Source organism: Pusillimonas sp. NJUB218, assembly GCF_003788685.1.
Lineage (GTDB): Bacteria > Pseudomonadota > Gammaproteobacteria > Burkholderiales > Burkholderiaceae_B > Neopusillimonas.
In genome coordinates this window covers 39533-55880 of sequence record NZ_NQMK01000002.1, presented here as the reverse complement: position 1 = coordinate 55880, position 16348 = coordinate 39533, and the positions used below count along the sequence as shown (strand labels likewise).

Below are 16348 nucleotides of genomic sequence, written 5' to 3'. Positions count from 1 at the left end.
ATGGTCGCCACATGAAATTTCCAGACATGCCGTGCGCAAAGCCCTAAAATACCGTCCATGCTTACCGAAACAATAAAAAACTTTGTCGGCCGACTCTTTTCATCGCCGGCCCGTGGCCCCGAACGCCTGAAACCCGAAAAGCACGGCATAGACCGGCGCAACGTTTCACGTCATGCCATCAAGGTTTGCGAAGTACTAAACCAGGCCGGATACGATGCCTACATTGTGGGCGGCGCTGTACGCGACCTGATTGTTGGTCTTGAACCCAAAGACTTCGACGTAGCCACCAATGCAACGCCCAACCAGATCCGGGCACTTTTCCGGCGCGCACGTATCATCGGCAAACGGTTCCAGCTGGTTCACGTCGTGTTCGGCCCCGAGATCATCGAAACCTCCACCTTCCGGGCGCCTGCCTCTGAAGATCAAGAAACCGACGAACACGGGCGCATTTTGCGCGACAATCAATTCGGCACCAACGCCGAAGATGCAGCGCGCCGCGACTTCACCCTTAACGCTCTGTATTACAACCCGCTTACCGAAGAAGTCATCGACTACCACCACGGTGTAGCCGACCTGAAAAAGAAAGTTGTGCGCATGATCGGCGACCCCGAAACTCGCTATCGGGAAGACCCGGTGCGCATGCTGCGGGCCGTACGTTTTGCCTCAAAACTCAACGCCAATATCGACCCGGCATCTTTGGCGCCTATTAAGTCCATGGCCCACCTCATCGAAAACGTGCCCGCCTCACGACTTTTCGATGAACTCATCAAACTGCTGACCTGCGGCCACGCCATGGATTGCCTGCAGCAGCTACGCGCACTTGGCCTACATCGTCACCTGCTCCCGTTCATCGACACGCTGCTCAACGACGCCGACGACCGCAAGTTTCTCGAACTGGCGCTCGAACGCACCGATGTGCGCGTACGCGCCGGCAAAACTATCAGCCCGGGCTTCCTGTTTGCAGCCCTGCTTTGGCGCATGGTCGACAAACGCTGGAAACAAGGTATTTTCGACGGCGAGCCACCCATGCAGGCTTTGGTTACGGCAGCCGACCTCGTTGTCGAAGAACAATCGGGGCGTATGGCCATCCAAAAACGCTTCCAGGGCGATATGCGCGAGATCTGGTTCATGCAGCCACGCTTCGAGCGAGCCACGCCCAAAGCCATCTGGCGCATGATCGAACACCCTCGCTTTCGCGCAGCAGTCGACTTCCTGCAATTGCGGGCAGCGTCGCACGAAGTTGACAGCGTTCAGGCCCAGTGGTGGATGGATCTGGCCAATGCCGACCCCGAAGACCGCGGTGAACTGATTGAGCAATACCAAGTACGCAACCGCAACGAAGGCGGTGCGGCAAGCCGGTCTAGGCGCCGTCGGCGCCCACGCCGCAACCCTGCGGGCGCGGCAGCCAAAGTGCATTAAGCCATCGGTCGGCCTTTTCTTACTCTTTCGGGTCGACCAGACCTATCACCCTCGGTACAACATAATGACCGCAACGCACTGGGCAACGGCTTACATTGGCCTGGGTGCCAATCTGGGTAATGCCGTATCCACACTGATACAAGCTCGCGAGGCCCTTACCGGGCTGTCCAGCGTTCGCGCTGTCGCGTCATCGCCCTTCTATCGAACCGCCCCTGTCGACTCATCTGGCCCGGATTACGTCAACGCCGTCATTCAGTTGCAAACCTTGCTGTCGCCACACGACCTGTTAGCCGCTTTGCAAAAAATAGAGCTCGATTTCGGCCGCGAACGCCCCTGGCGCAATGCACCGCGCACGCTCGATCTCGACCTGCTGCTGTATGACAACGTCACACTGAACGACCCGTCACTAACGCTGCCCCACCCCCGCATGCACGAACGCGCGTTTGTATTGCAGCCATTAAAAAACCTTGCGCCAGACTTGATGCTGGCGCAAGGTTCGATAGACACACTACTGGCCAAGTGCGTAGATCAGGGCATTGAACCACTGCCCTGATCTGGCCGCTGGCAACCGTTAAACCGGTTGAATGGCGATATCGGCGATGCGCGCCTGCCACTCTTTAGGCCCGGTCTGGTGCACCGACGTACCGGTTGAATCTACCGCTACAGTAACCGGCATGTCTTTTACATCGAACTCGTAAATGGCTTCCATGCCCAGGTCTTCGAAACCGACAACCTTGGCACCACGAATGGCTTTAGAGACCAAGTAAGCAGAACCACCTACTGCCATCAGATAAGCCGACTGATGATTACGAATTGATTCGATAGCCACCGGACCACGCTCGGCCTTGCCGATCATGGCGATCAGGCCGGTTTTTTCCAGCATCATATCGGTGAATTTGTCCATGCGCGTAGCTGTGGTCGGACCAGCCGGGCCGACGACTTCGTCGCGAACCGGATCAACAGGGCCAACGTAGTAAATCACACGGTTCTTGAACTCGACCGGCAACGACTCACCACGCTCCAGCATTTCTTGAATGCGCTTATGAGCCGCGTCACGACCAGTCAACATCTTGCCCGAGAGCAAGAGCGTTTGACCGGGCTTCCAGCTGGCGACCTGTTCTTTGGTCAGCGTGTTCAAGTCGACCTGGGTCGATTTGTTGTAGTCGGGCGCCCAGTTCACATCGGGCCAATCGGACAAGGCTGGCGGTGTAAGCGCAGCAGGCCCCGAGCCGTCGAGCACGAAATGCACGTGACGCGTTGCAGCACAATTGGGGATCATGGCCACGGGTTTAGACGCTGCATGGGTGGGGAACGTATTGATCTTGACGTCAAGCACAGTAGTCAAACCACCCAGGCCCTGAGCGCCGATCCCCAGCGCGTTGACCTTTTCGTACAGCTCGATACGCAGCTCTTCGAGCTTGTTCTGCGGGCCGCGGGCCAACAACTCGTACATATCGATGTCTTCCATCAGCGCCTGCTTGGCCATCAGCATGGCTTTTTCGGCAGTACCACCGACGCCAATACCCAGCATGCCCGGCGGGCACCAGCCAGCACCCATGGTAGGCACTGTTTTAAGTACCCAGTCCACCAGAGAGTCGCTGGGGTTAAGCATGACAAATTTGGATTTGTTTTCGGAACCGCCGCCTTTGGCCGCAACCTGCACATCGACGGTATCGCCGGCCACCAGCTCGACGCCCACAATACAGGGCGTATTGTCGCGCGTGTTCTTGCGCGTGAACAACGGGTCGGACAACACCGATGCCCGCAACGGGTTGTCAGGGTTCAGATAGCCCCGGCGCACGCCTTCGTCACAAAGCTCTTGCATGGAGCGCTGCGAATCGATGCGCACGTTCATGCCGATTTTCAGGAAGACATTGACAATGCCCGTGTCCTGGCAAATGGGCCGATGCCCTTCGGCACACATGCGCGAGTTCGTCAGAATTTGCGCAATGGCGTCTTTGGCAGCGGGGCTTTGCTCACGCTCGTAGGCACGGGCCAGATGCTGAATGTAATCGGCGGGGTGGTAGTAGCTGATGAACTGGACTGCGTCGGCAATCGACTGGATCAGATCGTCTTCTTTAATAAGAGTAGTCATGGCAGGTTACGGTACGTGGTAAGTGTGAAAACGTGTCGAGCCGGGTGACGCCAACAAGGCCGGAGCCACCCAACCCGATAATTATTTGCCTTGCCAGACAGGCTTGCGCTTCTCGGCAAAAGCGGTCGCGCCTTCTTTGGCGTCGGCCGATTCAAAAATAGGCTGAACACGCGGGCGCTGCAGGTCGAACATATCGGACTGACGCCAATCTTGGGACTCGAGCACGATGCGCTTGGCCATCTGGACAGCCAGGGGGCCGTTTTCACCAATAATGGTGGCCAGTTCCAGGGCGCCTTCAATGGCTTTACCCGGCTCAACCAGACGGTTCACCATACCAAAATGGTAGGCGCGATCGGCGGGCAGCATTTCGCCGGTCAAGATGTATTCCATGGCAATGTGATACGGGATGCGCTTGGGCAAACGCAACATACCACCCGAGCTGGGCACCAAACCACGTTTGGTTTCAGGCAAACCAAATTTAACGTTGTTGGCTGCAACAATCATGTCGCAAGCTAAAGCCAGCTCGCAGCCACCTGCCAGGGCGTAACCCTCGACGGCGGCAATCAGTGGTTTTTTGGGGCTTTTTTCGCACAGACCACCCAGGCCACGGCCGGGCACCAGCGGGCGCTGGCCGGTTTTGGCAAAAGCTTTCAGATCCATCCCCGACGAAAACGAACCACCCGCACCTGTCAGAATACCAATCACGACATTGTCATCGGCATCAAGCGCATCAAAGGCCTTGGCCATTTCGTGTGCGGTTTCAAAGTTGATGGCGTTACGGGCCTCGGGGCGGTTAATGGTAATGACCATTACACGGCCGACCACTTCGGTTTTAACCAGATCTGTCATGTACAAAAGCTCCTGCGCAAAAAACGCACTATTGAAAACAATCGATAACTCAATATCATACGACCTTTCAGGCTTCAACCAAAAATCGAATGGCGCCTAAACTGCCCATCCGAAAGGTCAAATCCCCGTTCTGCGGGTTGAAAATGGACACAAAGCCCAACCGGGCGAACGACGCTTCTTCGAAGCACGCTAAAATTGAACCCTTTTGCGGATTTCTCGCGCTTTTGGCTCTCACACATGCTCACGTTTCAGCAAATTATCCTGACGCTCCAGAACTACTGGGACCAACAAGGCTGCGCCCTGCTGCAGCCCTACGACATGGAAGTTGGTGCCGGCACTTCACATACCGCCACATTTTTGCGGGCTATCGGGCCCGAGCCCTGGCGTGCGGCTTACGTACAGCCTTCGCGCCGCCCCAAAGACGGCCGTTATGGCGAAAACCCCAATCGCCTGCAGCACTACTACCAGTATCAGGTTGTGCTTAAGCCCGCCCCGTCAAACATTCTCGATCTCTACATCAACTCGCTCAAAGCGCTAGGTATCGATCCCAACGAGCACGACATCCGTTTCGTTGAAGACGACTGGGAGAACCCCACGCTGGGCGCCTGGGGTCTAGGTTGGGAAGTCTGGCTCAATGGCATGGAAGTCACTCAGTTCACCTACTTCCAGCAAGTAGGGGGCCTCGATTGCACACCGACGACGGGCGAAATCACCTACGGGCTTGAGCGTCTGGCCATGTACCTGCAAGGCGTAGAAAGCGTCTACGATCTGGTCTGGACACAAACTGCGGACGGCCGCAAAGTGCTTTACCGCGACGTATTCCATCAGAACGAAGTCGAGCAATCCACTTACAACTTCGAGCACGCCTCGACCGACATGTTGTTTGCGCACTTCAACGACTACGAAGCTGAGGCGACAAAGCTCATTCAGGTTCCGCTGGCCCTGCCGGCCTACGAATCCGCCCTGAAAGCGGCGCACACTTTCAATATGCTTGATGCACGCGGTGCCATCAGCGTTACCGAACGGGCCGCCTATATCGGCCGCATCCGCAATCTGTCGCGCGCTGTCGCACAGGCCTACTACGATTCACGCGAAAAACTCGGTTTCCCCATGCTTGATCAAACCACAGAGGCTGCGCAATGACCACAGCCCAAGTACACCCTCTTCTTGTCGAACTGGTCACCGAAGAGCTGCCCCCAAAAGCACTGAACAAACTGGGCAAAGCCTTTGCCGAGGGCATTAGCAGCGTGCTGGCTAAAAAGCAGCTACTGTCGGCCGAGTGCAAGGTTATCGATTACGCCACGCCTCGCCGTCTGGCCGTGCACCTCAGCCACGTCCTCGACCAGGCTCCCGAACAAGCCTTTACCGAAAAGCTCATGCCCGCCAAAGTCGGGCTCACGCCCGACGGTCAGGCGACCCCCGCATTGGTTAAGAAGCTCGAAAGTAAAGGGCTGGGTCACTTGCAACCGGCTGATCTGATCAGTGAGTCTGACGGCAAGCAAGACTACCTTTATGCCAAAGGCACTGCGCCAGGCGCCTCGCTACCCGAGTCACTGCAAGAGGCCCTCGAGGCCGCCATTGCCGGCTTGCCGATACCCAAGGTCATGCGCTATCAGCTAGACGACGGCAAAACCAGCGTCAAGTTTGTGCGCCCGGCCCATCATCTGGTGGCCCTACATGGCGCCAACGTCGTGCCCATTGCCACGCTGGGGCTCAATGCCGATCGCGTCAGCAATGGTCATCGTTTCATGGGCAAAGCAACGTTGTCCATCACGTCGCCAGACACCTATGTGGCGCAACTGGCTGACGAAGGCAAAGTCATTGCCAGCTTCGATGATCGTCGCTCCGCCATTACCCAACAGCTGGCCGCACAGGCCGCCGCGCTGGGCGGCACTATCGGGCAAGGCCCCGAGGTCGATGCGCTGCTCGACGAAGTCACCGCGCTGGTCGAACACCCCACCGTTTATGCCGGTCAATTCGACCCTAAATTTCTGGCCGTACCGTCCGAATGCCTGATCCTGACGATGCGCCTGAACCAAAAGTACTTTCCGCTGTTCGAACCCACCACCGGCAAACTCACGCACCGGTTCCTGATCGTCAGCAACATGCAGGTGGCCGACCCGCGCCACATTATTGAAGGTAACGAACGCGTCGTGCGCCCTCGCCTGGCCGACGCCCAGTTCTTCTTCGATACCGATCGCAAAAGCACGCTCGAAAGCCGCGTCGAGTCGCTGGCCAACCGTGTCTATCACAACAAGCTGGGTTCGCAACGCGACCGCATCGAACGGGTTCGCGCCATAGCCCGCTATGTTGCAGCACAACTGGGCGGCAACGAACAACATGCCGACCGTGCCGCACTATTGGCCAAGGCCGACCTGAACTCAAATATGGTCGGCGAGTTCCCCGAACTGCAAGGCATTATGGGCGCCTACTACGCCCAAGGCGATAACGAGCCCGCCGACGTCGTCACTGCCATTGGCGAACAATACCGCATTCGCCTCGACGAACCCGTCAACGCCAGCAGCCTGACCAGTGCCATTCTATTCATCGCTGAACGCGCCGAAACGCTTGTGGGCATTTGGGGTATAGGCCTTGTGCCCAGCGGCGAACGCGACCCCTATGGCTTGCGTCGCGCTGCACTGGGCCTGATCAGCGCCTTCGAGCAACTTGCCGCAGGCGACTATATCGGCCCAGGTAAGACAGGGACATTGGCCCTGCGCAGCCTGCTCGACAAAACTGCCGAAACTTTCAGCCAGTTCGGGCTGGCCGCCAATACCGTAGACGACGTCACCAGCTTCATCTACGAGCGATATCGCAACCAGCTCGGCGCCGACCACGACCGCAATGTGGTCGATGCGGTGTTAAGCCTCGAGCCGCCCCTGCACGAAGTTCAGGCACGCGTCGCAGCGTGTTCCAGCTTTGCACAAATGCCCGAAGCGCAAAGTCTTGCCGCTGCCAACAAGCGCATCACCAACCTGCTGAAAAAAGCCGACCACGTGCCAGATAGCGTCGACACGGGCAAGCTCGCAGAACCGGCTGAGCAGGCGCTTGCTGCGCAAATCGCGCAGGTAGAACCCGAAGCCCGCCGGCAGTTTGCCGACGGCGATTTTGCGGGTTCACTGGCAACACTCTCGCACACCCGCAACGCCGTCGATCAGTTCTTCAACGATGTCATGGTCATGGCCGAAGACCTCGAAGTACGTAACAATCGACTGGCCCTGCTCGGGCAATTAGGGCGATTGATGAACCAGGTTGCCGACATTTCAAGGTTAGCCCAGTGAAACTCGCCATCATCGACCGTGACGGCGTCATCAACCACGACAGCGACGCCTACATCAAGAGCCCCGACGAATGGATTCCCATTCCAGGTAGCCTCGAGGCCATCGCCCGCTTATCGCAGGCGGGATGGCGCGTGGTGGTGGCGACTAACCAATCGGGGCTGGCTCGCGGCTTGTACAGCGTTGAAACACTCAACGCTATTCACGCCAAGCTTCGCTATGAACTGGCTCAAGTGGGCGGGCAGGTCGATGCCATTTTTATATGCCCACACGGCCCAGACGACGGCTGCGAGTGCCGCAAGCCAAAATCGGGCATGTTCCTCGACATCGCCAAACGCTACGACATCAGCATGCAAAATGTACCTGCAGTGGGCGATTCGTGGCGCGACCTGCAAGCCGCCGCCAACATTGGTTGCGCAACCTGGCTGGTACTTACCGGTAACGGCCGAAAAACCTGGGACAAAGGCGATCTGCCCAGCGGTACACAGGTGCGCGAGAACCTGGCCGAAGTCGTCGACGCCTGGCTCGAAGGGTAATCATGGCCGGTATCCGCTCTGCACTCTACATGCTGTTCCTGATCGTCACGGTCATTCCTTATGCATTTGCATGCCTAATTTGGTCGCCGTTACCGCTTAAATGGCGTTACCGGCTGACCATGGGCTGGCCCCGGCTGGCGGTATGGGGGGCCCGCGTCATCGTCGGCATACGCTGGGAAATCAAAGGGGCAGAACACTTCCCCGACGGTCCTGCCATCATCCTCTCTAAACACCAATCCGCCTGGGAAACGCTCTTTCTGCCGGCTTATTTACCGCGTCAAGCCTGTTTTGTTTACAAAAAAGAGCTGCATCGTGTTCCCTTTTTTGGCTGGGGTCTGGCGCTATTAAAAATGATCCCGATCGATCGAGCAAAAGGCCGCGACGCCTTCGAGCAAGTGGTCAAGGTTGGCAAGCTTCGTCTGCAAGAGGGGCGCTGGCCCGTATTGTTTCCTGAAGGCACCCGAATAGCCCCGGGAAAAACGGGCCGCTACAAATCGGGCGGCGCCATTTTGGCTACCCGAACCGGCGCCCCCGTTATTCCGGTTGCCCTGAACGCTGGTGAGTGCTGGCCCCGAAACGCCTTCATTAAAAAGCCAGGACTCATCACAGTTTCTATCGGCCCCGCCATCGACAGCACCGGCCTGGATGCCGATACGCTAAACCAGAAAGTGCAAGATTGGATTGAATCGGAAATGCGTGTGTTGAATCCGGAGCGATATGGCAAAAACTGAGCAGTTGCCGCTCTTTGACGCGGGCTATGCCCTCTCGGAAACGCCTGCGGCATTTGGCGGCACGCTTGGGCCGACCCACGACCTAATAACGCCTTCCAGGCACAGCACCCCCAACCGCAGCACCCAAATCAAAACCGAACCGCCGCCCTCGCTCCCCCCGGGCGCAAAATGGCGCGAAATCGACACCCCCCATCAAGCGATCGGTTTTACACTGGTTCGATCCAAACGGCGAAGCATCGGTTTGCAAATTACCGATGATGGCTTGCGCGTTACGGCTCCTCAATGGGTCGGTTTGGGGCAAATCGACGATGCCGTGGTCCAGAAAGCTGCCTGGATCTTATCCAAGCTGGCCCATTACCAAAACCGCAAGCAACGGTTGGCAATGGCTCAAACCCAGTGGCGCGGCGGCGGGCAGATCGCGTATCTGGGCAGGCAAATCACACTGGCGCTCGGCCATCCAGGCACAGCACCCCATCAGTTCGAGGGTAACGACCTGCAGCCGGCGCCCGGCAATGTATTGCATCTTAACTTGCCCACCCACGCCGACCACACCCGTATTCGCGACAGCGTAGATACCTGGCTTCAGGCACGCGCCCGGCACTGGTTTGGTTTGCGCCTTGACGACTTTCATGCAAAGTTTGGCGTTATGCCCAAACAATGGCGCTTGTCTGCCGCCGCTACCCGTTGGGGCTCTTGCAACTCGGCGGGGCATATTATGCTCAATTGGCGCCTGGTTCATTTCGAACCGGCCATCATCGACTATGTCATCGCCCACGAGCTGGCCCATTTGCGGTTCATGAATCACAGCCGCGACTTCTGGCAGGAGGTCGAGCGGCTTTGTCCTCCATTTAAATCGGCACGTGACTTTTTACGTGGCCACGATCCAGCCTCACTACCTTTGCTCTAAGGAGACCTGTTATGCGTATGTTGCACACCATGCTGCGCGTCGGCAATCTTGATCAATCTTTGGCGTTCTACACCGAAGTCATGGGAATGAAACTGCTGCGCAGGAAAGACTATCCCGAAGGCAAATTCACCCTGGCGTTCGTGGGCTATCAGCCCGAAGACGAAGGTGCCGTAATTGAACTGACCCACAACTGGGACACTGACCACTATGACCTGGGTACAGGCTATGGTCACATTGCCCTTGAGGTCGAAGACGCCTACGCCACCTGTGACGCAATTCGTGCGCGAGGGGGAAAGATCGTCCGCGAAGCCGGCCCCATGAAACACAGCACCACAGTTATCGCTTTCATCGAAGATCCGGACGGCTACAAAATTGAACTGATCGAACGCAAGGGTCGCCAGGATTAAGTCCTGACGAGTATGCTCACCCCTGCGCAGTCACCATGCTGAACACACTCTGGCTGGCCTTTTTTTTAATCGGTGCTGCCAGCGGCCTTTACCATTGGCTGGTCCTGGCCGACCCCGACGTCTTTGCACGCATCGTGCAAAGCCTGTTCGGCATGGCCGAACTATCCGTCAATATCATGGTGCTGCTGTTTGGCACCTTGACGCTCTGGTTGGGCTTTCTGCGTATTGCCGAAGCGGCGGGTTTGGTTGACGTATTATCGCGCTGGCTAAGCCCATTGTTTGCGCGCCTCATGCCCGGTGTACCCCGGGGCCATCCCGCCTTGGGTTTGATCACCCTGAACTTTGCTGCGAACGGCTTAGGCCTGGACAACGCCGCAACCCCCATTGGCCTGAAAGCCATGCGTGCGCTGCAAACGCTGAACCCCCGTCCCGACACAGCCACCAACGCACAAATCCTCTTTCTGGTGCTCAATACCTCGTCGTTGACGTTGTTGCCCGTTACCATTTTCATGTACCGCGCCCAACAAGGCGCCCCAGATCCCTCCCTAGTCTTCTTACCTATTTTGCTGGCCACAGCCGCCTCTTCGCTGGCGGGCTTGCTGGCGGTCATCGCGGTACAACGCATCAAACTGACTGATCCCGTTCTTTTGCTATGGCTGGGGTCGATAATCGTCGCACTCAGCCTGTTCATGGCCTTTCTGGCCACCCTCAGCGCGACAGCAATGGCCGCGCTGTCGTCACTCATGGGCAACCTGACGCTGTTCAGCCTAATCATTGCATTTTTGATTGCTGGCACCTGGAAAAAAGTGCCGGTTTATGATGCATTTATCGAAGGCGCCAAAGAAGGGTTTGATGTGGCAAAAAGCCTGCTGCCGTACTTGGTAGCGATGCTATGTGCCATAGGCGTGATGCGGGCCTCAGGGGCTCTTGATGCGTTACTTGACGGATTACGCTGGCTGGCAGATGCTGGCCGGCTCGATACGAGGTTTATCGACGCTATGCCTACGGCGTTAACCAAGCCCTTTTCGGGCAGTGCCTCGCGCGCCATGATGCTCGAAACCATGCAGCACTTTGGCGTTGACAGCTTCCAGGGCTTATTGGCCGCCACCGTACAGGGCAGTACCGAGACCACATTTTATGTACTGGCCGTCTATTTTGGAGCGGTGGGAGTTCAACGCGTCAGGCATGCGGTAGGCTGTGCGCTGGTCGCCGATGTAGCCGGAATTACCGCAGCCATTGCGGTTTGCTATTGGTTTTTCGGCTAACCAGAGGCCCTGCTGAAGCCTTGCTTTAAGACAGCACGCCTAACGTCACCGCGCATGCTGCCTGACAGCGCCAGCTGTGCGTCTCCAGGCGCGCTTGTTTAACCAACCAGCGAATCGGCCAACGCCATAAACTGCGCGACTGAAAGATCTTCAGCGCGTGCCGTTTCGGGTATACCTAGCTCGTCCCACCGAATGCGCCCCGACCAATCTGACAGGCTTCGGCGCAACATTTTGCGACGCTGGCCAAATGCCTTGGTCACGACCTGCTCGAACAATGCCTGATCTTTTGGTTGCGGCCTGTCGGCCGGCAAGGGCACCATACGCACAATCGCCGACACAACGCGTGGCGGGGGGTCGAACGCCTCGGGCAGAACATCAAAGAGCTTTTCCATGCGATATCGCGACTGCAGCATGACGGTCAGGCGGCTATAGTCGGATGAGCCGGGTGCCGCGACCATGCGGTCGATAACCTCGCGTTGCAACATAAAGTGCTGATCAATAATGTGATCAGCATAATTCATGAGCTGAAAAAGCAACGGACTGGAGATGTTGTAGGGCAGATTTCCTACAACACGCAGACCACTGCCCAGCGTCGAAAAATCTACGGTAAGGACGTCGGCCTCAATCACCGTCAAGCGGCCTGCTGGGTAGCGGTTGCGTAGCCGCGCAGCCAAATCACGATCGATTTCGATGACCGTAAGATGATCGAGCGCCTGAAGCAACGGCCCCGTCAGAGCAGACAGCCCCGGGCCAATCTCGACAATGCGCTCAGCAGGCATAGGCGCGATTGCCCGAACAATTGACTCAATGACTGAAGCATCGACCAGAAAATTCTGGCCGAAACGTTTGCGGGCCTGATGTTGCGCCATAACCGGTTCTGTGCCGCCTATCGGTTAAAACGGTTGTTGCTGGCGCGTGGTACCAGACGGTTGTCAATGTAGGCTTGGCTGCGAATCTGGCTTAACCAGTCTTCGAATGCCGGGCCGGCCTGACGCTCGAACAATGCCTGACGCGCACGCATGCGTTTGAACTCGTCTTCCATGTCGCGTGTCCGACGCTCTTCGACCTGAATAATATGCCAGCCAAATTGCGTCAGCACGGGTTCACTGATTTGCCCCGGTTGCAGCCCATCCATAGCCTGCTGGAAGGGTTGTACAGTTTCACCCGGCGTCAACCAGCCCAAGTCGCCGCCCTCAGGCGCGGATGCATCGTCAGAAGAGCGACGTGCGACTTCGGCGAAATCTTCACCCATGACAATACGCTGACGCAAATCGCGAATACGCGTGAGCGCACGCTCTTCGGAGGTGACCTGATCGATCTTGATAAGAATATGGCGCGCACGCGTCTGGGTCACCATCATGGGCCCTTCTTGTGCAAACATTTCTTGCTGAGGTTGAGGTACCCCTGCGCTGGCAGCTTGCGACTGCCCCGGTTCGGGGCCGCGCGTGGTGACCTTGAGAATATGGAACCCGTTGCCACTTTGAACGATGTCGCTGACGGCGCCGGTAGCCACGTTGCTGACAGCACGCAAGAAGATGTCTGGCCAACCCTCGGTGGGGCGTACACCCATATTGCCGCCCTCGAGGGCTTCGGGGCCATCGGATGAGGCCGCTGCCACACTGGCGAAATCGGCACCCCCGCGCACGCGAGCCAGCAAGCTTTCGGCTTTAGCCCGCAGGTCTTGAATTTGCTGTGTCGATGCGCCTTCTGGAACTTGAACCAAAATCTGGGCCAAGCCCAGCTCGCGCGGTACCGTTTGCTGCGCCGCCGCGCCACGCTGTGCGCCGCCCAATAAATTACCCGAACGGCCCTGGCTGTTCAAAAAAGCATCGACCTCGGCATCGGAAACAACAATACGGCTGTCGACAGCACGCTGACGCACCATGTCGGTCAACATTTCTTGACGCAAAGAATCAAGATAATAAGACCAGGCCACGCCGGTTTTTTCGATCTCGGCTCGGAGCTTTTCTTTGGTCATGTTGTTACGCTGCGCAACAGAGCTCACAGCCTCTTGAAGCTGCTTATCGGTAACGTCAATGCGCAACCGCTCGGCTTCCTGACGCACCAAGGTTTCGGTGATCATGCGCTGCAACACCTGGCGACGCAAAATTTCGTCGTCAGGCACCTGAATGTTTTGGGCCTTAAGCTGCTTACGCGCTACCCGTACTTCGGCATCGACCTGCTGCAACGTAATCACTTGCTTGTTGACCACAGCGGCGATGCCGTCGGCAAAACGTTGTGGCTGCGGCGCGGCAGCAGGGGCTGCGGCTGACCTTGGCTGGGCGCTGCCCGCCTGGGGCCAAGAAAACAGCCCGACAACCGGAATCATCAGCACGGCAAGCCGGCGATTGATGTGCACACAACGCATTATTCGTACCTCTCGAAGGTGGTTTTGTTGGGTATCGGCGGCGTGACCGGCTCGTAACCCGGAATGTTTCGACCCAGGAAATTCAGCGGGTCAGTACCCAGCGACCCTAGGCCAGTCAGCTCGAGTTGCAGGAACAGCGCGGTATTTTTGTCGCCCAGCGACACCGAATACCGCTGGAACACCACACGCGCTGCCCAACAACAATCGCCTTTGTACTCAAGCCCCATAATGGTTTGTGTCGAACGCTTTTCCTGGATGGAATAATCGACACGCCCCATGGCATAAACTTTTTGCGTCAGTGGCCACTGTGTAGACACGACCAGATTTTCTTTGGAGCGGTCGATGTAGCCTGGAATATTGAACCCGTTGGGGTTGCTGATTTGCTCTGGATCGCGCTCGTAGCGATACGTGGCCGACAATGTCGCCAGGCGCTTGGGGTGCCAACGCAAGCCCGCCGTCATACGATTGCGCTCGTTAGATTCGGGATTGAACTGCGCATCGAAGCGCACATTGAGTTTGTCGGTAAGCGCAGCGTATACACCCACCAGATAATCAGATTTTTGGTCTACCCGGGGCTTGCCACCGGGCAGCGTTACCTGCCTGTCGGCAAAATAGCGTCGCTGAGCAACCGACAACGACAGACGTTCGACACCCGAATTCGCATCCAGCCAGCGTGACGTCAAACCAAGGGTCAGCTGATTGGCGTCGGCGATACGATCCCAGCCACCGCTGAAGTAGTTTTCGTCAAACGCTTGCCCAAAATTGAAGGTGGCCACACCGGTGTCGTATACCGGAATACTGGATTGATCGCGATAAGGCACCCGGAGGTAATACAAACGAGGCTCGAGCGTCTGAACGGCAGCCTTCCCGAAAAAGCTGGCATCGCGCTCGAAGGTCATGCCGGAATCAAGAGACATGATGGGCACGACCCGCGACTGCGTGCGGGGATAAGAGCTATACCCTGTGGCGCCGTACTGGCTGGGGGTATACCACTCGGTGTTGTACTGGCTTAAATGTACGCCCACTTTGGGGGTCACGTACCAACCCGAGCGCACGATGGGCAAGGCCACCGTGTTGTACGACTTGAAGCGCGTGCCGTCAGGCCCGAGTCGCTGCCCATCGACATAACCGGCGTAACCGCCGCCGTCGTAACGCGGCAATACAAACCGGGTGACATAGTTTGAAGACACCATGTCGAGCCCGTTCCAGTTGTAGCGCGCGCCGACAATATTAAGTTCGGGCTCTTTGTTGTAGGGCGGCGTACGATAAGCCGCACCCCCAGTTGTGTCTTGCAGGGTTTGATAGGTGTAATGCTGAACCGTTGCCGACCAATACGGGCTGCCGGCCCACCCTACCGTCAATATCCGCGGAAGGTAATCGATTGAAGCCTGGTTAATGCCAATCGTAGAGAAGTCGCGAAAGTAGTTGTCATCGGACACCGCATTGATGTCAGCCGACGCGTAGAACCCGTGCCCGAACGTCTGGGTATGCTGCCACGAATACATCCAGCGCTTGTTTTGCGTTTCTTTGTCGTTGGCCAGGTAAGAACCGGCCAACTGGCCGGTGTACGACTGCCCCAGGTAACGGAAATCAGCGCCCCATTGAACGCCCCGCTTCGACATATAGCGCGGCGTGACGGTCAAGTCGTAGTTAGGTGCAAGGTTAAAGTAATACGGTAGCGCGAATTCATAGCCCGAATTACTGGACCCGCCATAACTGGGGATGAGAAAACCGGATTTCCGCTCTTTGCGCAGCGGAAACGACAAATAAGGCGACGCCAGGATAGGCACCCCTTTGAAGTACAGCACGCCATTTCGGGCCACACCCTCATTTTCTTCGGTATCGAAGTCGACCCGAGGGGCCGATATGTACCAGGCCGGATCGGGGCACGGACAGGCCGCGTAGGTCATGTCGGTAAGCCGCATCTGCGATCGGCTGAATATTTGCGCGCGCTCGGCAGTACCGGAGCCGCCCCCCGCGCCCAGCCAGAAATCGGGCGTAGTGATTTCGCCGGTATCGCTGTCGAAGTTGTAATGCAGTTCGGGGCCACGGATGATGTTGCCATCACGCATCATCATGCCATCGCCCCAGACGTCGACCTGTCCGGTATTGCGTTGGTAATCGATGCGGTCACCCTTGACCACGGAATCGATGCGACGCACCTGGGCCTTGCCCGTCAGGGTCAACTTGCCGTCTGGGTCGGTTTCGACCTGATCAGCCACAATGAATGACGTTTTGTCGTCGTCTTTAAGGCCACCATGTACACGCAACTGACTTGATTCGGCCAACTGGGGCTGCGCCTCAGCTGGTATTTCGGTAATGGTTAGCTTGGGCACAGGCATGGTGGCGTCACGCCCGCTGGCCTGTGCTGCCGACACGCTGGTCATCGCCAAAAGAACTGCCCACCCAACAAAACGCACGAGAGTATCGCCCCAGAAAACGGATTATGATTTTGGCCACCAGGCCGCAACAAATATTTGCAACCCGGTATTA

At 57.3% G+C, this 16348-nt stretch carries 14 protein-coding genes; 9 read left to right on the top strand and 5 right to left on the bottom strand.

The genetic code is table 11. The features are described from left to right. Positions 1-57 precede the first annotated feature (57 nt). Together pcnB and folK are read left to right on the top strand one after the other, a co-directional pair. Positions 58-1419, top strand: coding sequence for a polynucleotide adenylyltransferase PcnB (pcnB, locus tag CHR62_RS02850; RefSeq protein WP_123659973.1), 1362 nt, complete (start codon positions 58-60; stop codon positions 1417-1419). A 64-nt stretch (positions 1420-1483) separates the two neighbouring features. After that, positions 1484-1972 carry a 2-amino-4-hydroxy-6-hydroxymethyldihydropteridine diphosphokinase gene (gene folK, locus CHR62_RS02845; RefSeq protein WP_123659972.1) on the top strand — a complete coding sequence of 163 codons (489 nt, stop codon included), beginning with the start codon at positions 1484-1486 and terminating at the stop codon, positions 1970-1972. Between the two features lie 18 nt (positions 1973-1990). Here folK and CHR62_RS02840 read toward each other — a convergent pair whose 3' ends face one another. Beyond that, complete coding sequence (locus CHR62_RS02840) at positions 1991-3514, bottom strand: fumarate hydratase (protein WP_093970609.1); 1524 nt, start codon at positions 3512-3514, stop codon at positions 1991-1993. Between the two features lie 81 nt (positions 3515-3595). After that, on the bottom strand, positions 3596-4363 hold the full coding sequence (locus CHR62_RS02835; protein WP_093970608.1) for a crotonase/enoyl-CoA hydratase family protein: 768 nt from the start codon (positions 4361-4363) through the stop codon (positions 3596-3598). 237 nt (positions 4364-4600) lie between these two features. Here CHR62_RS02835 and glyQ point away from each other — a divergent pair, with 237 nt between their 5' ends. From glyQ to CHR62_RS02800, 7 genes are read left to right on the top strand one after another with little or no spacing between them, the layout of a single operon-like run. After that, positions 4601-5506, top strand: coding sequence for a glycine--tRNA ligase subunit alpha (gene glyQ / locus CHR62_RS02830; RefSeq protein ID WP_093970607.1), 906 nt, complete (start codon positions 4601-4603; stop codon positions 5504-5506). Then, positions 5503-7644, top strand: a complete 2142-nt coding sequence (glyS, locus tag CHR62_RS02825; protein WP_123659971.1) for a glycine--tRNA ligase subunit beta — start codon at positions 5503-5505, stop codon at positions 7642-7644. Before glyQ ends, glyS begins: the two co-directional genes overlap by 4 nt. Beyond that, a complete protein-coding gene (gene gmhB, locus CHR62_RS02820; protein WP_123659970.1) occupies positions 7641-8177 on the top strand; it encodes a D-glycero-beta-D-manno-heptose 1,7-bisphosphate 7-phosphatase in 537 nt (178 codons plus the stop codon). The genes glyS and gmhB overlap by 4 nt, the downstream gene beginning before the upstream one ends. A gap of 2 nt (positions 8178-8179) precedes the next feature. Further along, positions 8180-8908, top strand: coding sequence for a 1-acyl-sn-glycerol-3-phosphate acyltransferase (locus CHR62_RS02815; RefSeq protein ID WP_123659969.1), 729 nt, complete (start codon positions 8180-8182; stop codon positions 8906-8908). Next, entirely contained in the window at positions 8895-9815 is a 921-nt protein-coding gene (locus CHR62_RS02810) for a M48 family metallopeptidase (protein ID WP_123659968.1), read from the top strand. The genes CHR62_RS02815 and CHR62_RS02810 overlap by 14 nt, the downstream gene beginning before the upstream one ends. Before the next feature lie 11 nt (positions 9816-9826). Next, a complete protein-coding gene (gene gloA, locus CHR62_RS02805; RefSeq protein WP_093970602.1) occupies positions 9827-10222 on the top strand; it encodes a lactoylglutathione lyase in 396 nt (131 codons plus the stop codon). Positions 10223-10257: 35 nt separating this feature from the next. Further along, complete coding sequence (locus tag CHR62_RS02800) at positions 10258-11487, top strand: nucleoside recognition domain-containing protein (protein WP_123659967.1); 1230 nt, start codon at positions 10258-10260, stop codon at positions 11485-11487. A 98-nt stretch (positions 11488-11585) separates the two neighbouring features. Here CHR62_RS02800 and rsmA read toward each other — a convergent pair whose 3' ends face one another. From rsmA to CHR62_RS02785, 3 genes are read right to left on the bottom strand one after another with little or no spacing between them, the layout of a single operon-like run. Continuing rightward, positions 11586-12356: a 16S rRNA (adenine(1518)-N(6)/adenine(1519)-N(6))-dimethyltransferase RsmA gene (rsmA, locus tag CHR62_RS02795; protein ID WP_123659966.1), complete on the bottom strand. Its 771-nt coding sequence runs from the start codon at positions 12354-12356 to the stop codon at positions 11586-11588. A gap of 17 nt (positions 12357-12373) precedes the next feature. Beyond that, positions 12374-13858, bottom strand: a complete 1485-nt coding sequence (locus CHR62_RS02790) for a peptidylprolyl isomerase (protein ID WP_370318037.1) — start codon at positions 13856-13858, stop codon at positions 12374-12376. Continuing rightward, a complete protein-coding gene (locus tag CHR62_RS02785; protein ID WP_370318035.1) occupies positions 13855-16275 on the bottom strand; it encodes an LPS-assembly protein LptD in 2421 nt (806 codons plus the stop codon). Before CHR62_RS02785 ends, CHR62_RS02790 begins: the two co-directional genes overlap by 4 nt. Positions 16276-16348 lie beyond the last annotated feature (73 nt).